General features: G+C 38.3%; 19 protein-coding genes. 5 read left to right on the top strand and 14 right to left on the bottom strand.

Annotated elements, in window-relative coordinates; all coding sequences use genetic code 11:
* The first annotated feature begins 1 nt into the window (after position 1).
* On the top strand, positions 2–655 hold the full coding sequence (locus MED217_RS11115; RefSeq protein ID WP_009780618.1) for an alpha/beta hydrolase: 654 nt from the start codon (positions 2–4) through the stop codon (positions 653–655).
* Here MED217_RS11115 and MED217_RS11120 read toward each other — a convergent pair.
* Both MED217_RS11120 and MED217_RS11125 read right to left on the bottom strand, forming a co-directional pair.
* Positions 652–1,134, bottom strand: a complete 483-nt coding sequence (locus MED217_RS11120) for a hypothetical protein (protein ID WP_009780619.1) — start codon at positions 1,132–1,134, stop codon at positions 652–654. The genes MED217_RS11115 and MED217_RS11120 overlap by 4 nt on opposite strands.
* 4 nt (positions 1,135–1,138) lie before the next feature.
* A complete protein-coding gene (locus MED217_RS11125; RefSeq protein WP_040532773.1) occupies positions 1,139–1,903 on the bottom strand; it encodes an MBL fold metallo-hydrolase in 765 nt (254 codons plus the stop codon).
* A gap of 109 nt (positions 1,904–2,012) precedes the next feature.
* Here MED217_RS11125 and MED217_RS11130 point away from each other — a divergent pair, with 109 nt between their 5' ends.
* The gene (locus MED217_RS11130; RefSeq protein WP_040532776.1) at positions 2,013–3,464 is read left to right on the top strand and encodes a hypothetical protein; all 1,452 of its coding nucleotides are present in this window, start codon (positions 2,013–2,015) and stop codon (positions 3,462–3,464) included.
* A gap of 80 nt (positions 3,465–3,544) precedes the next feature.
* Here the strand turns inward: MED217_RS11130 and hisS are convergent, their stop codons facing one another.
* Positions 3,545–4,915, bottom strand: coding sequence for a histidine--tRNA ligase (gene hisS / locus MED217_RS11135; RefSeq protein ID WP_009780622.1), 1,371 nt, complete (start codon positions 4,913–4,915; stop codon positions 3,545–3,547).
* Positions 4,916–5,073: 158 nt separating this feature from the next.
* Here hisS and MED217_RS11140 point away from each other — a divergent pair, with 158 nt between their 5' ends.
* Entirely contained in the window at positions 5,074–6,315 is a 1,242-nt protein-coding gene (locus MED217_RS11140) for an ABC transporter permease (protein WP_009780623.1), read from the top strand.
* 8 nt (positions 6,316–6,323) lie between these two features.
* Here MED217_RS11140 and MED217_RS11145 read toward each other — a convergent pair whose 3' ends face one another.
* The 5 genes from MED217_RS11145 to rpsF all read right to left on the bottom strand — a co-directional run bounded on the left by MED217_RS11145 (position 6,324) and on the right by rpsF (position 11,091).
* Entirely contained in the window at positions 6,324–9,188 is a 2,865-nt protein-coding gene (locus MED217_RS11145) for a polysaccharide lyase family protein (protein ID WP_009780624.1), read from the bottom strand.
* 157 nt (positions 9,189–9,345) lie between these two features.
* Complete coding sequence (locus tag MED217_RS11150; protein ID WP_009780625.1) at positions 9,346–9,822, bottom strand: DUF6495 family protein; 477 nt, start codon at positions 9,820–9,822, stop codon at positions 9,346–9,348.
* A 164-nt stretch (positions 9,823–9,986) separates the two neighbouring features.
* A complete protein-coding gene (rplI, locus tag MED217_RS11155; protein ID WP_009780626.1) occupies positions 9,987–10,436 on the bottom strand; it encodes a 50S ribosomal protein L9 in 450 nt (149 codons plus the stop codon).
* 14 nt (positions 10,437–10,450) lie between these two features.
* Positions 10,451–10,750 (bottom strand): 30S ribosomal protein S18, encoded by a 300-nt coding sequence (gene rpsR, locus MED217_RS11160; RefSeq protein ID WP_009780627.1) that lies wholly within the window; start codon positions 10,748–10,750, stop codon positions 10,451–10,453.
* Between the two features lie 2 nt (positions 10,751–10,752).
* Positions 10,753–11,091: a 30S ribosomal protein S6 gene (gene rpsF, locus MED217_RS11165; RefSeq protein ID WP_009780628.1), complete on the bottom strand. Its 339-nt coding sequence runs from the start codon at positions 11,089–11,091 to the stop codon at positions 10,753–10,755.
* Between the two features lie 208 nt (positions 11,092–11,299).
* On the opposite strand from rpsF, the gene MED217_RS11170 reads away from it, so the two are divergent.
* Positions 11,300–12,001, top strand: coding sequence for a LytR/AlgR family response regulator transcription factor (locus tag MED217_RS11170; RefSeq protein WP_009780630.1), 702 nt, complete (start codon positions 11,300–11,302; stop codon positions 11,999–12,001).
* A 55-nt stretch (positions 12,002–12,056) separates the two neighbouring features.
* Here MED217_RS11170 and priA read toward each other — a convergent pair whose 3' ends face one another.
* The 4 genes from priA to nadC form a co-directional block, all read right to left on the bottom strand.
* On the bottom strand, positions 12,057–14,513 hold the full coding sequence (priA, locus tag MED217_RS11175) for a replication restart helicase PriA (RefSeq protein ID WP_009780631.1): 2,457 nt from the start codon (positions 14,511–14,513) through the stop codon (positions 12,057–12,059).
* A 68-nt stretch (positions 14,514–14,581) separates the two neighbouring features.
* On the bottom strand, positions 14,582–15,010 hold the full coding sequence (locus MED217_RS11180) for a DUF2147 domain-containing protein (RefSeq protein ID WP_009780632.1): 429 nt from the start codon (positions 15,008–15,010) through the stop codon (positions 14,582–14,584).
* Positions 15,011–15,091: 81 nt separating this feature from the next.
* Entirely contained in the window at positions 15,092–16,042 is a 951-nt protein-coding gene (locus MED217_RS11185; RefSeq protein WP_009780633.1) for a YihY/virulence factor BrkB family protein, read from the bottom strand.
* Entirely contained in the window at positions 16,042–16,899 is an 858-nt protein-coding gene (gene nadC / locus MED217_RS11190; RefSeq protein ID WP_009780634.1) for a carboxylating nicotinate-nucleotide diphosphorylase, read from the bottom strand. The genes MED217_RS11185 and nadC overlap by 1 nt, the downstream gene beginning before the upstream one ends.
* 124 nt (positions 16,900–17,023) lie before the next feature.
* On the opposite strand from nadC, the gene rlmH reads away from it, so the two are divergent.
* Positions 17,024–17,497, top strand: a complete 474-nt coding sequence (rlmH, locus tag MED217_RS11195) for a 23S rRNA (pseudouridine(1915)-N(3))-methyltransferase RlmH (RefSeq protein ID WP_009780635.1) — start codon at positions 17,024–17,026, stop codon at positions 17,495–17,497.
* A 7-nt stretch (positions 17,498–17,504) separates the two neighbouring features.
* Here rlmH and MED217_RS11200 read toward each other — a convergent pair whose 3' ends face one another.
* Together MED217_RS11200 and MED217_RS11205 are read right to left on the bottom strand one after the other, a co-directional pair.
* Complete coding sequence (locus tag MED217_RS11200) at positions 17,505–17,990, bottom strand: GyrI-like domain-containing protein (RefSeq protein ID WP_009780636.1); 486 nt, start codon at positions 17,988–17,990, stop codon at positions 17,505–17,507.
* 212 nt (positions 17,991–18,202) lie between these two features.
* Complete coding sequence (locus MED217_RS11205) at positions 18,203–23,101, bottom strand: DNA repair ATPase (RefSeq protein ID WP_009780638.1); 4,899 nt, start codon at positions 23,099–23,101, stop codon at positions 18,203–18,205.
* Between the last annotated feature and the right edge of the window lie 13 nt (positions 23,102–23,114).

Consider the following 23,114-nt stretch of genomic DNA (forward strand, 5'->3'; position numbering starts at 1 on the left):
TATGGCACAACTATCATTAGAACATCTTATACAAAAACCCAAAAAGGCTTCAGAAAATAAGCCTCCGCTGCTGTTACTATTGCACGGTTATGGCAGTAATGAGCAAGACCTTTTTTCTTTTGCTCCGGAGTTACCTGAGGAATATTTTGTGATTTCAGCAAAAGCTCCAATGCCTATGCAACCTTATGGCAATGCGTGGTACACGATACACTGGGATGCTTCTAATGGTAAATGGTCTGATGACGAGGAAGCGATTGAAGCGCGTGAACTCATTAAAAAGTTTATAGATGAAGTTGTGACAGCGTATGACCTCGACGGCTCTAATGTCACGCTATTGGGTTTCAGTCAAGGCTGTATTTTAAGTTATGCTGTGGCACTCACCTATCCTGAAAAAATTAAAAACGTAATCGCTTTGAGCGGATACATCAATGAAGCTATCATTGAACCGAAGACAGATTTAAGCCTGTATGAGCACCTATCTATTTTTAGTTCGCATGGTACCGTTGATCAAGTTATTCCGGTTGAAGCTGCTCGTAAGATTCAGTCCTATTTGACACCTTTAGGTATTGAAGCAAAACTTCACGAATACCCTGTGGGCCACGGTGTAGCACCACAAAATTTTTACGATTTAAAAGATTGGCTGCTTAAGCACTAAGGATAAATGACACTTTGAAGTGTTTCAAATGTGATTTCACCATCCTTTGAAACATCATAGAGTAAAATAAGTTCGCCCCAGCGTTTCCCATCACTAAAATCGGTGATTACCCATTTGTGGTTGAGCACTTCTACTTTGTTGATCTGGAAAACACCAGTGGCATTTTCATAAGGAATAAGCGCATTTCCTGAAGCAGTGTTTTTACTTATTAAAGCGCTTTCAATTTTAGATTCTAAAGCGTCAACTTCGATCCCAAAACGATCAAAGTACGCATATGCATGCTCGTTTCCGTTCAATTGAAAATAGCGCGTGCCTTCATTTTCTTTAAGTGCATTTAAAGAATCGGCAGCGGTGAGTTGTGATTCAAGCTTTGCAATTTTTGACTCCTGAGCTTCAAAAAGTTTTGTTGAATTTACATACTGAAAAACCACCCATAAAGCGGTAAATAAAAATAAGTACATAAATATATTTCTGCGCATAATCTTAAAGTTCTAATTGTAAACCATCGTAGGCCAGATGTACATTTTCTGGAAGTTGCTTTTCAACTTCTGCGTGAAAGCCCAGCAGATGACTTATATGTGTGAAATAGGTTTTTTTCGGTTTGATCTCTTCAACAAAAGCTAAAGCTTCCTCTAAATTAAAGTGAGAATAATGAGGTTCTTCACGCAACGCGTTCACCACCAAAACGTCGAGATCTCTTAGCTTTTCTTTCTCTTCCGCAGCAATGGTTTTGACATCGGTTAAATAGGCAAAGTTACCAAAGCGATAGCCAAAGACTTGTAATTTTCCGTGCATCACATTTACAGGTTCCACGTGTAGATCGTTTATTTCAAAAGAAACATTATTGGTCACCTCATAAACCTCTACAGCCGGAGCTCCGGGATAGCGGTTTTCAGTCTCAAAAATATATTCAAAACGCTTTTTGAGTTCATCTAGAACCCGTTGATGCGCATAAATGGGAATATCACCTTGTCTAAAAAAGAAGGGTCTGATATCATCTAAACCGGCAGTATGATCTGCATGCTCGTGTGTAAACAATAAAGCCTCAAGATGAGTAACCTTATTTGAAAGCATTTGTTGCCTAAAATCTGGACCGCAATCTATGACATAATTAGCACCCTCAAATTCGATCAAAATTGACACCCGCAAACGTTTGTCTCGGGGGTCTGTGCTCATGCAAACCGGGTGTGTGCTACCAATGATGGGGATTCCTTGTGATGTACCTGTGCCTAAAAAGGTGATTCTCAAAGCTGTGAAATTTAGCACAAAACTACACTTAATTTTTTGTAAGCCCTACCATTTTGTTACCTTTAACCCGCAAAGGAAACAACCAATACTCACCCATAAAAAACGTGCTATGCCAATCACAATTCAAGGTGATAGAGAGTTTGAAAATATCCCGTCGATAAATAATAAAGCCCTACGAATAAATCTTAACCAAAATATCTACGGTACGTTTGCCGAGATTGGTGCCGGTCAAGAAACAGTACGACACTTTTTTAGAGCTGGAGGCGCAAGCGGAACAATTGCTAAAGCGATGTCTGCCTACGACAAAGATTTTAGTGACGCTGTTTACGGCGTTGAACACGATCATCGTTACGTTACCGAGGCAAGACTTAAAAAAATGCTGGCTCACGAAACCAATCTGTTAGAAAACAGAATTTCTCGTGAGAAGCATCCTAATAAGATCTATTTTACCTATGCTAATACTGTCGCGACCATTGATTTTGCAAAAAAATACAAAGGTCACGGTTGGGTAGGAATTAAATATCAAGTAGAGCCACAAGCAGAATTTAATGAGATAATCCTTCACGTACGCTTTCACGAGACTGATGCACGCTTGCAACAGCTTACCTTGGGTACCTTAGGTGTAAACCTCATTTATGGTGCATATTATAAATATGATTCGCCTAAAAAATTGCTACGCTACCTTTATGACCATATCGATAAAGATCAAATCGAGATCGATATGATCAACTTCTCGGGACCGGTTTTCTCTAAAGTAGACAACCGCTTGATGAGTTTACAGCTCGTGAAAAACGGATTTACCGATGCGGTAATGTTTGGCCCCGATGGCAACAATATTCTTTCAGCTAAAATTCTTTATAAGAAAAACATTCTTGCGCTGCGCGGAAGTTTTAGACCGGTGACTAAAGTGAACACCGATATGTACCGAAAATCCCTGGAAATCTTTCTAAGTGAAAATCGGGTTAAAGAAGAAAACACCGAAGTTATTTTTGAGATCACCCTTTCTAACCTGCGCGCTGAAGGTGAGATCGATGAGGAAGATTTTATGGCCAGAGCCCGATTATTATGTAATCTGGGACATACCGTAATGATTTCTAACTTTCAGGAATATTACAGACTTGTTGAATATTTCTCTCGCTATACCAAAGAGCGTATGGGGCTCGCAATGGGTGTTAACAACCTGATCGATATTTTTGACGAATCCTATTATCGTCACTTGAGTGGTGGTATTCTAGAAGCTTTTGGTAAATTATTCTTTAAAGATCTACGCGTGTATCTCTATCCAATGCGTGATCCTGAAACTGGAGAATTCTTTACCAGTGAAAACTTAAAAGTGCATCCACGTATGAAAGAATTGTATAAATTCTTTAAATACAACGGTCGCGTAGTAGATATTGAAGATTACAATCCAGATATTCTTAATGTATTCTCGCGTCAAGTGCTTAAAATGATTTCTAACTCAGAAGAAGGTTGGGAACAAATGCTTCCTAAGGGAATTGCTCAACAAATAAAAGAACAAGGATTGTTTGATTACAAACCAAAAACTATCGAACAGGAATAAATCTTCTTGTGCTAGTGCCAATAAAAAATCCCGAACATTAATTAATGTTCGGGATTTTTTATTGGAAACAATTTTGGTTTTTAAGCTAGGGCTGCTTTCAACCCTTCAAGATCAACACGCGTTTGATCTCCTGTTTTCATATTTTTTAAGGTGTAAACCCCTTCTTCCATTTCTTGTGTTCCTGCTAAAACTACAAATTGAATATTGCGCTTATCTGCGTGTGACATTTGCTTTTTCATTTTGGCAGCATCAGGATATAATTCTGAAGTGATTCCTGCTTCGCGTAAAGCTTTTACCGCTTTCAAACAATACAGCGATTCTGCTTCGCCAAAATTTATGAACAGTAATTTGGTTCCTTTAATCGCTTGCTCAGGAAAAAGACCAAGTTCTTCAAGCACCAAATAAATACGGTCAAGACCAAAAGAAATACCAACACCACTCATATTTTTCAATCCAAAAATCCCGGTAAGATCATCATAACGGCCACCGCCTCCTATGCTTCCCATCTTTACACCTTCGGGAGCAGCAACTTCAAAAATCGCCCCCGTATAATAATTCAGTCCGCGGGCTAAAGTCACATCAAGATCAAGAGTGACTGTTGTAAGTCCGAGCGCTTCAATTTTATCATTGATATACGCCAATTCTTCAATTCCTTGTTTTCCCACATCTGAATCCGCAAGTAGCTGATTCAACAGTTCAAGTTTTTCAGCAAAAGTTCCGCTTACATTGAAGATGGGTTTTACCCGTGTGATAGCTTCTTCAGAAATACCTTTGGCAAGCATTTCTTTGATCACACCTTCTTCTCCTATCTTATCGAGTTTATCTAAAGCGACTGTAAAATCGATGAGCTTATCTGCTGCACCAATGGCTTCAGCAAGACCTGAAAGTATTTTTCGGTTATTCATTTTAACCGTGGTTCCCTTCAGTCCTAAATCGGTAAAAACCGCATCATACAACTGCACAAAGGCTACTTCCTGCAATAAAGAATCTGAACCTACAGCATCTGCATCACATTGAAAAAACTCTCTAAATCTTCCCTTTTGCGGACGATCTGCACGCCAAACCGGCTGAATCTGATAGCGCTTAAAAGGAAATTCTATCTCGTTTTGATGCTGTACCACATAACGAGCAAAAGGCACGGTAAGGTCATAGCGCAATGCTTTTTCTGAAATTTCAGAAGTTAGTTTATTACTGTCACGCTCTTGATAAACCGAATCATTTACCTTGCTCAAATAATCGCCACTATTCAAAATCTTGAAAATAAGACGATCTCCTTCGTCGCCATATTTCCCCATCAAGGTGCTGCTATTCTCAAAAGAAGGCGTCTCAATAGGTTGAAAACCAAAAAGCTCAAAATTTGAACGCAACGTATTGATGATATAATTACGTCTTAAAACTTCTTCAGGTGAAAAATCGCGAGTACCTTTGGGTATGCTGGGTTTTTGAGCCATTTCTTTTGTAGTGTTGCGGTATATTTAATAATAAAAGCCAATGCCCATTGCATTGGGCCTGCAAATATCTTAAAAATTGAGGGTTTGTCCTGCTTAATTTTATAAAACGGTAACATTTTTAGACATTAGTAGACCTATTGGTTCAAACCGGTAAATCTATGTTCTCCTTATTTAGAGAAAATATTCGCATCGCCTACGATTCTATACGCAGTCAATTGCTTAGAACGATTCTCACAGTAGTTATCATCGCTATAGGGATAACTGCACTCGTGGCTATTTTAAGTCTTGTAAAAGCTCTGGAAAACACTATAAGTAGTGATTTTTCCTCTATGGGAGCCAACACCTTCAATATTCAGCGGTATGAGTTTACCACGCGCCGACGCGGAAGTGGAGAAAAACAAAAAATCAACCCTGTAATTCGCTATACCGAAGTAAAAGATTTTGAAGAGCGCTACACCTACCCGTTTACTCAAGTCTCGGTTTCTTTTACAGGAACTTCTTCGGCTGAAGTTAAATATGAAAATCTAGATACAGATCCTGAAGTTACCGTTGTAGGTGCAAATGAAAACTTTCTTGACAATGCGGGACTCGATCTCGATGTAGGTCGAAACTTCACGATGTTTGATGTTCAAAACAACAATAACGTGTGTATTCTGGGAAGCGATTTTAAAAACGGGCTCCTAAAAAATGTAAATCCTATTGGGCAAACCATCAGTATACGCGGAGCAAAGTTTAAGGTCGTTGGTGTTCTAGAAGAAAAAGGTTCGACTTTTGGAAACAATCAGGATTTACGTGTAATTATACCTATCCAACTCGCACGTTCTATTTTTACTCAAGCTAATATCAACTATGCGTTGAGCGTAAAAGTTGACGATAAAGAAATGTTTGACGGCGCTCTTGACGAAGCCATTATAACCTTCAGAAACATTAGAAAACTTGCTCCTGTTGAAGAAAATAACTTCGGCATCGGCCGAAGTGATGACCTCATTAATCAGATCTCACAAATAAGTGGATATCTCTCTCTTGCAGCCTGGATTATTAGCCTAATCACCATTTTAGGATCATCGATCGCATTGATGAATATCATGCTTGTTTCGGTTACCGAACGTACGCGCGAGATTGGTGTTCGCAAAGCTTTAGGTGCAAAAAAATCGATTATTGCCGGTCAATTTCTGATGGAAACAATTATGATAGGTCAATTTGGAGGTTTGTTAGGTATTATATTAGGAATAGGTATTGGTATATTGATATCGACTGTAGCTAATTTCAATTTTACCACACCGTGGATGGCGATGCTCGCAGCTACTGCTGTTACTTTAATCGTTGCAATTATCGCAGGATTATTCCCAGCCTTAAAAGCTGCCAAATTAGATCCTGTAGAATCTTTAAGATATGAGTAATTTGTAAGCTACTTAATAAATAGCTTTTTGTAGCGTGTGACCGTACCGTCTTTAATGCGAAGAATGTAAACACCAGTGGTTAAATCCTGATTCCAATATAGTTTTAATTTACCTGCTATGCGTTCTGGATTTTTATCCTCAACAACTTTTTTACCGTTAAGTGTAAATAGCGCTAATTCTGGTTTTTCGAGATACTCTTCTCCCTCCATATTTATCGTAGTGTAATTTGTTGCGGGATTAGGAAAAAGGCTGACTCTTTTAGCACTTACCTTATGGTCCTCTACACTTAAAACCGACTCAAATTCTCCTTCAAAACTTATATAGTCGTACATATGATGGTTAACACCACTCGAAGTGGAAGGCATTACAAACTTTATTGTATTCATTCCTTCACGTAATTTGCTATAAGGAATTTCTACCGTTTGAACGGCATATTTTGCGTGATCACTTTGCCTTAGGAAAGCATTACCTCCTCCGTTGGGGGGATAAAAAGTTATGGAAGGAGCACTTTCACCGTTGATGTACAACCACTGTTGCGCGTGATCTGTACTGGCATAGGCAATGGTGAGTGTTGCGTTACCTGAATTAGGAATTTCCCCTTGTATCTCAAAGTTAATATTCCAATCCCAACGGGAGCGATTGTCATTTGCGTCAAAATAAGAAGAATGTACATAAGGCAACACCTCGTCCCAATTATTATCTGCAACATTATATTCTATGGTTTCTGAGAATAACTCATGAAAATTCTCTTGGATAAATCCTTCTGAGTAACGTAAATGCCCCAAAACAAATTCTTCAGCAGTTCTATTAGGCACTCCTATTTCCCATATCAAATTACCATTATTTCGTGGTATCTCAAGCTCTAAATTACCAAGCTGAGTCACGTTTGAAGCTTCGACCCTGATGTTTTCCTTTTTAAATTCCTGAATGGCTCCATCATTAAAAGCAAAAAGCGTATAATCTCCAGGCCGAATGTCTTCGATTAAGAAGTTCCCATCATCATCAGCACGTGTCCAATACTGATAATTTTCTTCTTCAAACTGCCAATCGCCATCACTTCTCGAGCTAAGTTGTGTTACTCCCACCCAAGCATTTGCGCCATTCACATTATCTTTCTCCACATCTATTATATTGAAGTTACCAGCAACAGCACCACGAGCATCTTGCAATGGATATTCTGGGGTATTGGTCAACCACGAGTATGGCCAAGCAGCTTTTTCTTGAGCAGCTCTGGCTTTTGCATCTTGCCAATTGGCTTCTGCCGTTTCTCCTGAGCTCATATAAATCAAGTAGGGCCCATAAACCTTATTCCAATCGCGCCCTTCTGGAATTACCATGCCTCTAGAGTTATAATGGAGTCCGTTTAATAACACATGAATTATACCTGCTGCGGAATTTAAATCGTGATGCGTAGGACCGCTATTATAAAACTCATGACTTCCCATCACAGCCCATAAACCCATTTTATTCTTATCGCTCGTAAACCCCCAGGCCGGCAGCTCCATCAATTCTTCGGTATATTGATATTTTCCATCATACATACCGGCGCGTACACCGGTTACTAGTTTTATGATTTCGGGAATAGTGGTAGGTTCAGCATTCTCATTATCGGCATATGAAGCCATTTGCCAATTTTTAATTGAATCTACATAAATATTCTCAAATTGAAAAATTCCATCTTCATGAGCCGTCCACAATACCTGCCTCCAGGAGCCTAAGTCAAAACTAGGATACTCTGCTTTATGATGAATTACAGAATATGTGTACAATCCCGTATCTCCCTTTTTTAGGACATAATGAATGTCTGCATCGGCAGGAGTGTTTCTAACTCCGGGTTCGTATGTTCTTAAAAAGGAAATATCAACATAATCCTCGGTCTCTTCTTTTATAGAAAAGCTGGTACCCGTTACACGTTCAAAACCATAGGAAGTCTGAAAATCATAATAACCACCGATGCGTCTACCACTTTGAGAAAGGGTTTCTGTGCCGTTTATAACTAGAGAAAGTAAGTCTGAAGAACTTTTATCAATCTTTGCTTCAACAAATTCGTTTTTTAATAAGATATAAGTTGCGTACTCTTGAACCATTCTATTCTCATCCCTCGGAATAGCAACAATGGTCTGACTCCCATCAAAATTGACTTCTAGAGCCGTATCCTCATCGGTAACTATTTTTCCTGTATCAACAAGGTTTTGAAGTGCTGTTTGATTATCGCCATTTACCACTAAAGCGCCAATTCCGTTAATTGTTATTTTTCCATTATCCCCGATACGCACATCTGAAGCTACCTCCAGCCTCCCGCCATCAATAAGAACAGTTCCCACAGTAGTGGTTTCATCTGAACCTACTTCAAGGGTAGCTCCTACATAACAAATGCCTCCAAGAATAGAAACACTACCATTGCCCGAAGCTCCTCTTCCCACAAAAAGAGCATTCTTGCTTTCAAATCTGCCTCCATTGACTTCTAAACTTCCGTTAGAATTATTTCCTATAAAAACAAAGCTTCGTATGTTGAGATATCCAGGCTCATTTATAATCAGTTGTCCGTTAATGTAATTACTACTCCATGGTAACAGCGCTCCTTGCACTGTAAATTTACCACCATTGGCAATATCCAAAGCTCCCGGCCTTCTGTTTATATCTCCTGCACTTCCACCATTTTGTATCGGGTCATAAGGATTACCCGCATTAATAATTAGAGTAGTAGCCTGCAGGTTTAAGAAATCTACACTTGAATCATCCCAATTGTCAACATTATAAAAATCTTGATCAACGTTACCTACCCAGCCTACCTGCGCAATCGATTTCGTAATAAAACCAAAAAAAAGACAAACCAGTACTATTTTATATTCTATAAACCTCTGAAACGACATATTATTAAAATTAGTGCTTCAAGATACTTAAGCTTAAAAAATACTCTAACCTGTACTTTCCTGCCCTAGAGACACTTTCAAATTTAACTCAAAAAAAACCGCTCAGTTTCTATTACCAAGCGGCTTTCTTTAAAACATTTCAGTGCTAGCTATCTGTTTACTCTACCTCTACAAATTTTTCAAACCATTGGTATAAGTCTCCTTGAGTAATATTGGCTCCTTGCCTGATAAGTACAAAAATATCGTTGTTACGATCTTCAGAAAGCAATTTACTTGAGCTGTAGAGATTTACTTCATCCTTCATAAAATTATCCTGAAGCCACTTATATCCTTGTGGAGTTGTAATATCTACACCCTTATTTTCAACCTCGATAGAGATCATACTGATTTTGAGCTCACCTACTTTGAATAAGAACATATGTTGTGGAGAAAAATGCTCAAGATATTTCACCTTAGCAAGAACGCCTTCCCAAATCAGATCGCTAAAAACGTCAAGCTCTTGTTCTGCAGTTTCCGGCTGATTTTTTTTGATATCTTCCCACTCATCTGCTGTGATCGATTGTGCTGCCAAAAAGTTAATGAACTCTTGGTGCATTTCATCTAATTGCTCTTTTGAAAGTCTGATGTACTTCATATGCTGAGTTTTTAGAAGTAAACTACCTCAGGGCAAACCCGAGAGGCGTTTGTTGGAATGAATTTTCGATTTACTGGCAGGCCTAAGTGTATTAAACTCCTTCGGAAATGCCAATAAAAAAAGCTTCCGCGTAAACGAAAGCTTTTTACTGTATTGTGTAAGGCTTATGCCTCTGCTACAACGTCAAATGTGAAATTTTTCACTACATCACGGTGAAAACGAAGGCTTGCTTCGTACTGTCCTAAACGCTTGATGTTACCACCAGCGATAGTGATGTATTTTTTGTCGATCTCTACACCTTCTTTTGCTAATGCATCAGAAAGATCTGCATCTGTGATAGAACCAAATAGTTTATCAGCTTCTCCAGCTTTTGCAGTAAGTTTAATTTCTAAACCTTCTAACTTAGCAGCTTGAGCGTTTGCAGCATCAACCACTTTCTTCTCTTTATACGCACGTTGCTTTAAGTTCTCTGCCAATACTTTTTTAGCAGAAGGAGTTGCAAGTACTGCATATCCTTGAGGAATCAAGTAATTTCTTCCGTAACCATTCTTAACAGTTACTAAATCGTCAACAAATCCTAGATTATCGACGTCTTTTTTAAGTATAACTTCCATCTCTTATCTAGTTTTTATTTATATAAATCTGTTACGTATGGCATAAGTGCTAAGTGACGTGCACGTTTTACTGCCACACTTACCTTACGCTGGTATTTTAAAGAAGTACCGGTAAGACGACGTGGTAACAATTTACCTTGCTCGTTTACAAAAGACGCTAACCAATCTGCATCTTTATAATCTACATACTTAATACCAGAACGCTTAAAACGGCAGTATTTTTTTGTCTTAGAGGTCTCAATATTTAACGGAGTTAAATATCTGATTTCCCCATCTTTTTTCGCTTTTGCTTGTTGCTCTATAGATGATGCCATAATTACGCTTTTTCTTTATTTCGTTTTCTACGTTTTTCAGCCCACTCGATCGCATATTTGTCAAGCTTAACCGTTAAGAAACGCATAACGCGCTCGTCACGTCTAAACTCAAGTTCAAAGTTTGCGATAACCTCTCCTGGTACCGTAAATTCAAATAAGTGATAAAAACCACTCTTTTTGTTCTGGATTGCGTAAGCTAATTTTTTAAGCCCCCAATCTTCTTTAGAAATCATCTTGGCACCGTTTGAAACAAGAAAATCTTCAAATTTCTTTACTGTTTCCTTTACCTGGTCATCAGATAAAACGGGATTCAAGATGAAAACAGTTTCGTAATGATTCATAAAAATAGTTTATTAAAAAAATGAGTGCAAAAGTAACTTTAATTTTTCATACAACAAAACAGATCTCCTTTAAATCGACCATTTACTCGGTATTTTTTAATACAAGTGAAAATTCAGGAAAAAATATCGATGAACTACACAAAAAAGTTGGTTAATACATATATTGTAAGTAGTTTTGGTAAACTAACGCTATCTCAAAACTTAACCTTTGGAAGAATTAATTTTAGATTGTGCCGTTGTCGATGATTCAAGTTTACAACGTCTCGCTATCGTAAAGATGATCAAAGATCATCCTAATTTACGATTAGCCGCACAATACAACAACGCAATCGAAACTAAAAACGGTCTATTAGAAACCAAGGTTGATCTTATCTTCCTTGATATTGAAATGCCTATTCTAACCGGTTTTGATTTGCTTGATGATCTGGTACATAAACCACAAATCATCTTTGTTACCGGTAAAACAAAATATGCTTACAAAGCCTTCAACTATAACGCTATAGACTATTTAAGAAAGCCTCTTACCAAAGATCGCTTCCTGAATGCCGTTCATAAAGCTATCAATCTACATCGTCTTAAAACTGAAGGCAATGTAGAGGATGATGATTATATCTTCGTAAAAAGTAATCTTAAGAAGAAAAAGGTTTTTCTTAATGATCTCAAGTTTATTGAAGCACTCGGTGACTATGTAAAATTAGTCACTTATAATGAGCCTATCATTGTATTATCAACGATGAAAGCCTTTGAGGCGCAATTACCTGCAGAGCGTTTTATGCGAATCCATAAATCCTATATTATCAATCTGGACAAGGTTGAAAAATATAACAGTAGAAATATTGAGATCGAGGGAGATAAAATTCCATTGAGTAGACATAAGAAAACAAAATTGATGGAAGCTTTATCTAGCTAATCTCCATTGATTTGCGAATCAAAAAAAATCCTGCAATTTGCAGGATTTTTTTTGATCAATAGTTATCTACATTCAGTACTATCTTCACACTTCTAAATTGAGAAATACTTGAAAATGTAGTACGCACTTTAAGTATCGCTTTCTTTGTTTTCTCCAGACTTTGTTTCCGTGGAATTTTGATGAGAATATTGCGGTAATATTCATTACGAATTCGGGAAACCGGCGGAGGCTCTGGGCCTAAAACCTGATCTCTAAATACATTCTTAAGCGCTTGTCCCATCCATACCGAAGCCTCTTCAATCTTCTGAAAATCACGATGCTTCATCGTGATTTTAATCAATCTACAAAATGGCGGATATTTATAAATATGCCGCTCTTCGAGTTGCTCGTGATACATCGCTTCATAAGCATTCATAGACACTTGCTGCAAAATCTGATGATGCGGATTAAAGCTTTGAATCAACACTCTACCACGTTTCGCTGTACGTCCTGCCCTACCCGACACCTGCTGAATCAACTGAAAGCTTCTTTCATGTGCTCTAAAGTCCGGAATGTTAAGCATACTATCTGCGTTGAGAATTCCTACAAGGGTCACATTTCTAAAATCCAGTCCTTTTGTAAGCATTTGAGTTCCTACAAGAATGTCAATTTCGCCCTGCTCAAAAGCCGTTATAATCTTCTCAAAGCCGTGTTTACCCCGCGTCGTATCAGAATCCATTCGGCCTATATTATGCTCAGGGTATAATTCTTTGAGCTCAGTTTCCACTTGTTCTGTTCCAAAACCTTTAGTATCCAGCTCTTCGCTACCACAAGCCATACATTTTTGAAGCATCGCGATATGATAACCACAATAATGACAACGCAACTGCCCACGATGCCTGTGATACGTTAGACTTACGTCACAATTAGGACACTGCGGTGCGTGACCACAAGTGTTACACTCCACAATAGGTGAATAGCCTCTTCGGTTTTGAAACAAGATCACCTGCTCTCCAAGTTCTAAGGTATCGGTAATTGCCCGGAGCAGATCATCGCTAAAATGACCGGTCATCCGTTTTTTGCGATGTTTTTCTTGAATATCGATTATGCTGTTTTCGGGCATTAAAACATTTCCAAAACGCTTGTTCATAGTTACAAGTCCGTATTTACCGATACTCGCATTGTAAAATGTTTCTAAGGCCGGGGTCGCAGAACCCAACAAAACTTTTGCATTTTGCTGATGTGCCAATACAATGGCCGCATCTCTGGCTTGATAACGCGGTGCTGGATCGTATTGCTTGTAGCTGCTTTCATGCTCCTCGTCAACAACAACAAGTCCGAGATTTTCAAACGGAAGAAAAAGCGCACTACGCGCTCCTAAAACCAATTGCGCTTTAGATTCGTGATGTAAGACATTATTCCATACTTCAACACGTTCGTGAACTGAATATTTAGAATGATAAACAGATAATTGATTTCCAAAATACTCTTGCAAGCGCGCTACGAGTTGTGTTGTAAGAGCAATTTCAGGTAATAAATAAAGTACTTGTTTTCCTTCAGCCAGATATTCTTTAATAAGATTAACGTATACTTCCGTTTTTCCAGAAGCCGTTACCCCGTGCAATAAACAGACATCGTGATTTTGACAGGAGGTTTTTATTTCGCCTAAAGCTTGCTCTTGATTCTCGTTAAGTGTCTTAATCGGGCTATCTTCTTTACCACTGTAATTGATGCGATCTTTCTGAATTTTATAAATCTCAAAAATTCCCTTTTCGACCAAAGCCTTAAGCTGTGCTGATGATGCTTCACTTTGCTCTTGTAGTTCCTTTGCTTTTATCGGTTTTGGGGAACGCGCAGTTTGCGTAAAATAGTTGAGTAAAAGTTCCCGTTGTTTCGGGGCTCTACTTAATTCGTCAAGCGCTTCGTGCATTTTTTCTTCTTCATTATACGCTGGGGCAAGCCGAACATACTTAACCAGTTTAGGTTTATAGGCCTCATAAATCTCTTGATCAAGAGCAACCAGATCAAGATCTATCAATTTATTGATGCTAGGAAGCACTTTCTTTTTATTGAGCACCTGCATCACCTCACTGATTCTTAAAATTGAATTTCCTTCAAAAGCGTTGAGTATAGCAAGACCATCCTCATCAATAGCATCTAGATGGGGTTCAATAGGCGTCTTTGAAATACGCTTGATTATACTTTCACTTTCTAATAAAAACGCTCTTGGAAGGGCTGCACGCATTACATCACCTAATGTACACATGTAATACTGCGCCATCCATTTCCAGAAATTCAATTGGGCTAGGTTTACGACCGGTGTTTCATCTAAAATCTGCTCGATCTCTTTGGCTTCATAAATGCGCGGTTCGATCTGATGAACGCTAATAGCAAGGGCTGTATAAATTTTACTTTTTCCAAAAGGCACAGCAAGCCGCATCCCCGGTTTGATAAAAGCATATTCGGTCTCACTAATGCGATACGTAAACGCATTTTCGACAGGAATGGGTAAGATTACATCAACAAAATACACGAGGGTAAAGATAAAAAAAAGGCTGTCTCAAGAATTAGAAACAGCCTGTGTTTTGAAGTATATCGCTTTTATTTTACACGGTGCCAGTATTGCGTTCTTCCTATTAAAGAGAAACCTATATAGCCACGAACTTTCAACTTGTCTGCTTTTTCAAGTTCGATAAGACACTTGTATAATTTTCCGCTTTGCGGATCTAAGATTTTCCCATCATTATACTCATCACCATCCTTCTCAAGACCTTTAATGATCACAAGACCATTGATAGGCTTGCCTTTATCTGCTCCCGGGCAATCTACACATTTTGCATCTTGACGGTCTTTATTTAAAATTTCAACAATTTTACCATAAACCTTACCGTCTTGCTTGTAGATCTCAACAATAGATTTTGCATCACCTGTTTCATCATCAATAGTCTTCCATTTTCCCGTCACATCCTGAGCAAATAGCCCAGCTGTACAAACAAGCATCACAACTAAAAAAGCACTTAATTTTTTCATATTCGTTATTTGAGGGGTTATTAAATTTTTATTTATCAAATTAAACTTATCAATAATAAGATATTTTCAACTATCCTAAAATTATTTTGAAGATAATTGAGATTTTTTATAATCCCTTCTGCGCTTTAATCGATACAAACTCGCGTTGAGTTCGAAGCCTAAAAGCAACAAATTTGCATTGAGCCAGATATATACCATCATAATCAACAACGCTCCAATAGAACCATATAATTGATTATACGTGGCGAAATTATTGATGTACACGCCAAACAAATACGTGGTCACAATAAACAGAAATGTAGTTAATGTCGCTCCTATTGATAAAAAACGAGTGTCTTTCCCTTCTTTTGTTCCGAAGTAATACAAGGTTGCCACCACAGTATAAATCAAAACGATCAAAGCGATATAACTTCCCAATTGTGATATCCACAAATTATCTTCATTAACGATGCCGCGTCGTTTCAACTCACTTATAGTAATCTGAAGATAAAGCACCGCTATTACCACAAGTAACAACAACAGTGCCAACATTATAGAAACCCCAAGCGCCACAGCATATTGTTTTACTATACTTCGGTTTGTGATGGAGTGAAAACTATATTCAAACCCGGTGAAAATGGCATTGACACCATTGGCCATTAAAAAAATAGCAAAGATTAAAGTGAAAGATAGAAGTCCGCCACGCTGGTTTGCTGCAATATCCAAAAGGATCGGGTCAAAAAACTCCTGAGTTTGCGGTGGTAATAGATTATTGATAAAGGATAAAAAGTCACTTTGAAATCCGTTGATAGGAACATACGGAATAAGGTTGAGCACAAATAAAAAGAATGGAAAAAGCGCCATAAAAAAGCTGAAGGCAATCGCGCTGGCTCTTGTTGCAAAAGTACCTTTTAAGATACCTACGGCATACATTTCCCAAAAATCATATAGAGACAAGCCTTCAAAACCGGGAAGGATCACTCCCTTTGCCCATTTGACTACTGGAAGCAAAAATGGAATCGTTTTTAACTTATCGTCCCACTCTTCAGCCATTAAACTGCTTTTAGGCTTAAATCCATATTATAAACCGAATGCGTTAACGCGCCGCTAGAAATATAATCTACACCGCATTTAGCGTACTCCGCCAGCGTATATTCATTAATATTCCCAGAAGATTCCGTTAAGCATTGATCACCTATCATTGTTACTGCCGTGCGCGTGTCATCATAATTGAAATTATCTAATAGAATCCGATATACACCGCCTGCTTCTAAAATAGCTTCCACTTCGGCCAAATCTCTGGCTTCAACAATTATTTTTAAATCAAGACCATTTTCAGCTAAATAGGTTTTTGTTTTTGCGATCGCCTCTGGAATTCCGCCGGCAAAATCAATATGATTATCTTTAAGCATCACCATATCGTAAAGGGCAAAACGGTGATTTTCTCCTCCACCAATTTTCACCGCCATTTTTTCTAATGCACGAAAACCCGGCGTGGTTTTTCTAGTATCTAAAATTTTTGCTTTGGTTCCTTGAAGAAGTTCGGTATAGGCATTTGTTTTAGTTGCTATTGCACTCATACGCTGCATCCCATTTAAAACGAGACGTTCGGCTTTTAAAATGCTTTGAGAACTACCAGAAACATAAAGTACAATATCTCCTACTTTAACTTCTGCCCCATCTTGTATCAAAACCTCGACTTCTAGAGTTTCATCTACGTAAGCAAAAACTTTTTGAGCAAAGGCAACGCCTGCAATGATTCCTTTTTCTTTAACCAAAAGCTTGGCTTTTCCCTGAGCTGTATCAGGAATACAGGCCAATGAACTGTAATCTCCGGGACCAACATCTTCTCGAATGGCATTGGCGATGATACCTTCTATTTCTTCATTCAGCTTTGCTTCAGAAATCATAAAGTTGTGTCGTTTTTACTAAGTTAGATTTTCAGCTGGTTAATTTACAACACAGCCTTGCAAATATCGTGAAGATATATGCTTTTCTAAAGCACTCAAAATTGAAATAATGTAATTTTGAACTATGAATATAAAACTGCTTTGTATAGGAAAGACCGATGATCGTAATCTCGAGGCGCTTATTTCGGTTTACACCAAACGTTTAAAACATTATGTAAACTTTGAACTGGAGATCATCCCAGATCTTAAAAAGACCAAAAACCTTTCTGAAGAACAACAAAAAGAAAAAGAAGGCGAACTTATACTGAACAAGATCACAGCGCAAGACCAATTAATTCTACTTGACGAAAATGGTAAAGAATTGAACAGCGTAAAATTTGCCGACTATCTTCAAAAAAAAATGAATAGTGGTATTAAGACTTTGGTCTTTGTTATTGGTGGTCCTTATGGTTTTTCTGAAGCGGTATATGCCAAAGCTCAAGGCAAAGTTTCTTTATCAAAAATGACATTTTCACATCAAATGATTCGGCTTTTTATTACAGAACAAATCTATCGTGGCTTTACGATTTTACGCAACGAACCGTATCACCACCGCTAGTTTAAGCTTATTTCAGCTGAATAGGTAACCATATTTCTTCTTCAGATTCCGGGTGCTCTGGGCCGTAGTATTTTTCTCCCAAGCGTTCAAAGTGTGCCCGCTTATCCAGCTTGTAACCCGATTGGGGAAGCCAAGTACCGTAAATATAATTTGAAGTTTCTACAAATTCTTTTACGGGCCCCACGTGCGTAAAAACCGCATACAAACCACCGGCAATGGTTTTGGTTTGCATTCCTTCGGGTACTGTATCAAAATCTGTAACCTCAACAGCAGCCCAACGCTCAAATTCGGTTTCTCGCGTGAATTCCTCCACCTTAAAACCAGAAGGATATACCTGCATTGAGTAAAAACCAGAATCTACACAATTTTTTATTTCTTTATGTCTACTCATAAAATCTTGCCATAAAGCAGCAGTATCGTCAAACGATAAGGTCGTCGTAACACATTTCCCGATGATCTTGCGGGGTTCAATTTCTAGTATTTCTGGTTTCATGAAGTTGATTTTTATCCTTTAGCCCTAAAAATAAGAATTCTTTAACCCACAAAGCTCTTAACAATGGTTATCCTTAAAAAAACCATTACTATGAAACCAAGAAAACTAATTAAACGATTTTTCCTATTTACGAGTGCTATGCAGTTTGGCTATTATGCTGTTGTGTATGCTGATAAATACAAAAAAGATATTAAGCGTGTAATCAAAAAGTCTTAATCCTTTTTAAGAAAGCCTTGTTGTAAAACATTTTTGATTCCTTCAAGATTATCTGAAAATTGCATGAGTTGCGCGAGTAACTGAGCCATTTCGTTTGCATCTCCAAAGCCTTTGAGCTTGTTGTTTTTAACGAATGTTTCCTTTATAGCTGTCCAACGTTTAATTTCCTCTTCCTCTAAATTATCGGTAAGCTCCTTATATTTTAAAAGGTTTGCTTCGGCAGCTGCAGTCAAGGTCTGCGACTCGCTTTCATAATGTGATAACAGCAGGGTTTGCAACTCGTTTTCATTCATAACCGGCACCACTTTAGCTACCAATTTATTCATATCACGATAGGAGCCTTGCAGTTTAAAAGCAGGCTCGGTTCGGTATGCGTCGTCCATCGCTGCAGATTTAATATAAGCTGCGTTCACTTTAAGAACTGTGTTCCTGATTTTTAATACTTTTTTCAAGATCAAAGTATACTCTTCCAGTTCTCTGCTGCTGTGATTGCCTTTCAATTGCAATTCTTCATTGCCGGTTTCTAAACGTTGAAGCAACGTATATACATCGTCAAAATTTTTACTGCTCAATTGCTGAAGAATTGGATTTGCATTCAATGCATTTTCTATCAAACTCAGTTTGAAAAGATCTTCGGTATCGCCAATAATATCTCCCAAATTGTAAATGTCTGCCCGGTTGGCCAACATATCCGGGATTTGAAATTTAGCACCACTTTCTGTGTACGGGTTACCCGCCATAATCACACAAAACTTTTTCCCTCTAAGATCATAAGTTTTAGGCTTTTCCTTATAAACACCTTCTACCCTACGCGTACCATCAGAAAGCGAAATGAATTTCTGTAAAAACTCAGGATTACAATGCTGAATATCATCCAGATAAAGCATTACATTATTTCCCATTTCAAACGCGAGATTCAACTTTTTTAATTCTTCGCGCGAAGCGGAATTGGTAGCCGCTGCCGGATCTACTGAGGTTACCTCGTGCCCAATTGCCGGACCGTTGATTTTCATAAAAACCAAACCTAATCGATTGGCGATATACTCCATCAAAGTGGTTTTACCATATCCCGGCGGAGAGATCAACAGTAACAAGCCCATGCGGTCTGTGCGTGACTTGTCTCCAACAGTCCCTAGTTGCTTGGCTAAATTATCTCCGAATAATGGGAAATAAACCTGATCAATCAACTTATTACGCACAAATGAGGTCAAGACTTTCGGCTTAAATTCCTCCAGTTTTAATTCTTCCTTTAAATCCTCTGTAACTTTGTGTTTCGCTTTACGAAAAGCTTCAAACGCCGGTACCGCTTCAGCAAAATAGTGTTGCAAAGTCTGGGTAAAAAAATGGAAGTTAAACTCATAAATACCATCAGAAATGCTAGAGTGATCACCTTTCAAATCGGTGATTTTCTCAGATGCCTGAATGGTATTGACTTTAGAAACTGATTCATCATCAAACAGCAACAAACATACTGCTTCGTCTAAATAACTAAGCGCAAACTGTGTTTTCTCGCTTGTTAGAAAAGCTTTTACCCATTGGCGCACCAAAGCAATTTTAGACTCATAATCAGCCTGTGCTTCGAGGCTTGTTTTAAACTTTATATCTGCTTGGCGCTCTTTCAGGTCTGTTAAAAAAGATTCTTGTATCTCAACTGCAATAGTGCTTCGCGTAAAACTATCATCATTTTGAAGTTCAGCAAATAAATAGTTGGCTGTGGCAATAGCATCTTGAATTTCTAATAATTCATTTTGAACCGAAAACGCTTCGATTCTTTTAGCCAAAGCCTCCACAACAAAATTAGAAGTGGTTTCCTCCGGGAAATACTGTAGTACTTCGCCAGAAGCTTTCAATTTTTGATTTAAAAGGTTTTGCTCTTCACTTGCTAAGCTGTTCCAAAAGAATTGCGCATAAGAACGTATCTGCGGACTAAATCTCAACAGTCCCAGATCAACATGCTTTTGTACTAAAACTCTTAAGATTTTTGCAGCATCACTATCGTGAACTCCTTTTACATAACCTTCACTGTAATTGGAGCTGCTATGCTCTTGCACAAGCTTGAGCAATTCGTCATCAGTTGCTTCATGAAGCGTATCAATAGGCGCTACTTTATAAATTTTATAGGCTAAATAAGCTGATCGATACACTGTATCATTTTCTGAAACAAATTCCTGATCCCAGATCTGACGCGAATTTAAAAGAATAGGATCGTCAAGTTTTTGGTAAAAATCGGTTCCTGTAAGATGGTAAGCAAGCTCGCCATCTTTAAGCACTATAGTTAGATCAAGCGGCTGCCTGTTAACTCCAAATTTATGATTCCCAAAGCGGATGATATTCTCCCCGTCTTCATACAAATCGAGTTTATCCTTGAGTTTGCGCAAAGCATCCTCACGCGCAACTTTGAGCGCAGTTTCTAATTCTTCGGCTTTACCGCTATCTTCAAGTTCGTTGAGCTGCAAGATGATATACCGCAACTTATTGATCATAAGATCAGAAGCAAAATACCCATTGATCTCATCTGCAGATCCCAAACTTTGAGCACGTTTAGCGACTCCTTTTAAGATGCGTTCAGAAGCATTTTGCAAAGCAAGTGCGCGTTTATTCCGCTTTTCGACCAAAGCATTTTTGCGCGCTTCAAAGGCAGCATAAACTTCCTCCCGTTTTTCTAAGATGACGGCAATAAAATCTTCAAAATCTGCGAATTTCCCTTCGAGCTCCTCAAGCTGAATAGATATCTTATTTTGGAATTCGTCACATTTCTCTGGAGTTGAAGCAATATCTATATAATTGATGATGCTTTGATCAATCAGCTTTAGTTGTGCTGAAAAATCAGCTTGAGCTTCAGCACTTCCGAGTGCTTTTTTCTTATTTTTAAGCGCTGCTTTTAATTGATTTATGGTAGCAAAAATCAACGAAATATTGTCAACGATCTTTGTAGCGTGCGCAGTATCTTCAATATCAAGATTGGTAACAATGTCAATCAACAATTCTAAATCTGCAGCAATTTGATTGACTTCCTCTTCTAGCTTTTTTGCCTCAATTACTTTCTTGACGCCTTCAAGTTGGTGATTCTTCTCAGCAACTTGATCGTGATATGGTTGTAATGCCTTGTCATCTAGTAAAAACTGAACACAGCGCCTAGATATTTTTTGCGTTTGCTCACCTATTTCAGCTTCTAACTCATTTAGAAAATCAAGGTTTACATAACGCACTTCGCGAAGGCTAATCACCTTCCCTCGCAGACTGCGCAACTGGGTTAGAAGAATGACAAAATCGTTTATCGATTTAAAAGACGAACTCTTGATCTTAGAGAATATTTGCTCTGCTTCCTCGCGTAACGCTTTAGTTTGAGCTGCGGCGTGACGACGTAATTCTGTTACTTTCTCAAACTCATCGATCGCAGCATTAGCTGCTTTATTGATTTCGCCAAGCGGAAGATCTAAGCGTTCGGTTTCCTCTTCGGCTAACCAGTAATACGAATCCTGAATATCTTTAGCCGATTTTGCAATATCAGCGTAAAGTCCGTCATAATTATCCTCTTTATTAAGCAGTGTAATCAAGGCTTGCGACTCTGCCATCGCTTTTACAATGTCCTTGTTCCCTATTTTATACAGCATCGATTCGGTATGCTGTGAAGGCATAAAATCTCCCTTCAAAAATGGAGTTTGCCAGATTTGAACCACGTGATGTTTAGTCTGATTGTCTTCTGCAGTAAAATAGCAAAGCTCGCCATTCTCAAGAATCGTAAAACCGCTACAAATGATAGGAGTTTTTATTTCTTGACTGATGATGTTGTACGACATCAATTTATAGAGACCGGCTTTTGCCTCATAAAAAACGTACATAAAATCTTCTCCATTAGGAGAGACGATCTTTTGCTGAAATTTTAGATCGAGATGCCCGTCATCAAAGATTTTGTATTCTCCGGTCTGCAAGTAATATCCATTAGGAAAAATAATTCCCTGATCATCTGGAAGTAAAACTGCCGCAACACCTATACTTTGAATCTTATGAACCTGCTTAATTTTATGATTGTAAACAAAATAGCGTGAAGTTTCTTGAAAGGGTTTTATATCAAGCACGATCAGGTTGCCCAAATCTGCAAAGCGATATTGCCCATCATCCAGTGTCTGATCAAAATGTGCTACAGGTTCAGAAAAAATACCTTTTCCGTCCTCGGTATTATCTTCAATCTTAATAGTAAGATCACCACCTATGGTCTCTACAAATACTCTGTCTAAAATTGAAACGTGAGAATGCACACCATAACGATGCATATCGCGATTCACCTCTTGCCACTTAAACTCATGCTGCGGCGGAAAACGGTATTCGTGATCGCTGCGATTATCAACATACTCAAGCGCATTTTCTTTTATAAGCCACTTAAATGTCTTAATATCTGTTACACTTTCGCTCAGCTGAAAAACCATATGCAGGTAATTGCCTATGATTGCAAAGCGTGCAAAAATGGTATTTCGGTAATATTTATAAAGGTTTGAAAAGTCTGTTTGAAACGTTGAATCATCGAGCAAGTCTAAAGTGACCGGCTCAAACCTATTATTGGTAAACTGATAAATACTAAAAACATCTGAAAGGGCAATTTCGGTACGCAAACCAAAATGAACGTTATAACCAAAAATACAGGTATTTCCCAGCGAAACAATATCTCTGGCAATGCAGTTGTTCTCGGTACTGATGCGGTCATTAGCAATAAGCTTTGTCTCTAACGAACCAAAAACTGTCTTACGCGCTTCGTTTAAAGATGTTAACTTATCCTGCAGCTCTTGCTTTTGCTTTTGAAGTCTGCCACGAATGATAGCATATGTGCCACCATCCAGCGTTTCTTGCGCAGGATTTTCTTCAGGATTATTTATAGTGGTTTGTGACGTTTTTGCCATTTTTTGTGCTATT

It is taken from the genome of Leeuwenhoekiella blandensis MED217 (genome assembly GCF_000152985.1).
Lineage (GTDB): Bacteria > Bacteroidota > Bacteroidia > Flavobacteriales > Flavobacteriaceae > Leeuwenhoekiella > Leeuwenhoekiella blandensis.

Bases quoted from the DNA above. Each gene is read 5' to 3' on its own strand.
- MED217_RS11115 (WP_009780618.1), top strand. From the start codon at position 2: ATGGCACAACTATCATTAGAACATCTTATACAAAAACCCAAAAAGGCT.
- MED217_RS11120 (WP_009780619.1), bottom strand. From the start codon at position 1,134: ATGCGCAGAAATATATTTATGTACTTATTTTTATTTACCGCTTTATGG.
- MED217_RS11130 (WP_040532776.1), top strand. From the start codon at position 2,013: ATGCCAATCACAATTCAAGGTGATAGAGAGTTTGAAAATATCCCGTCG.
- hisS (WP_009780622.1), bottom strand. From the start codon at position 4,915: ATGGCTCAAAAACCCAGCATACCCAAAGGTACTCGCGATTTTTCACCT.
- MED217_RS11140 (WP_009780623.1), top strand. From the start codon at position 5,074: ATGTTCTCCTTATTTAGAGAAAATATTCGCATCGCCTACGATTCTATA.
- MED217_RS11145 (WP_009780624.1), bottom strand. From the start codon at position 9,188: ATGTCGTTTCAGAGGTTTATAGAATATAAAATAGTACTGGTTTGTCTT.
- MED217_RS11150 (WP_009780625.1), bottom strand. From the start codon at position 9,822: ATGAAGTACATCAGACTTTCAAAAGAGCAATTAGATGAAATGCACCAA.
- rplI (WP_009780626.1), bottom strand. From the start codon at position 10,436: ATGGAAGTTATACTTAAAAAAGACGTCGATAATCTAGGATTTGTTGAC.
- rpsR (WP_009780627.1), bottom strand. From the start codon at position 10,750: ATGGCATCATCTATAGAGCAACAAGCAAAAGCGAAAAAAGATGGGGAA.
- rpsF (WP_009780628.1), bottom strand. From the start codon at position 11,091: ATGAATCATTACGAAACTGTTTTCATCTTGAATCCCGTTTTATCTGAT.
- MED217_RS11180 (WP_009780632.1), bottom strand. From the start codon at position 15,010: ATGAAAAAATTAAGTGCTTTTTTAGTTGTGATGCTTGTTTGTACAGCT.
- MED217_RS11185 (WP_009780633.1), bottom strand. From the start codon at position 16,042: ATGGCTGAAGAGTGGGACGATAAGTTAAAAACGATTCCATTTTTGCTT.
- nadC (WP_009780634.1), bottom strand. From the start codon at position 16,899: ATGATTTCTGAAGCAAAGCTGAATGAAGAAATAGAAGGTATCATCGCC.
- rlmH (WP_009780635.1), top strand. From the start codon at position 17,024: ATGAATATAAAACTGCTTTGTATAGGAAAGACCGATGATCGTAATCTC.
- MED217_RS11200 (WP_009780636.1), bottom strand. From the start codon at position 17,990: ATGAAACCAGAAATACTAGAAATTGAACCCCGCAAGATCATCGGGAAA.
- MED217_RS11205 (WP_009780638.1), bottom strand. From the start codon at position 23,101: ATGGCAAAAACGTCACAAACCACTATAAATAATCCTGAAGAAAATCCT.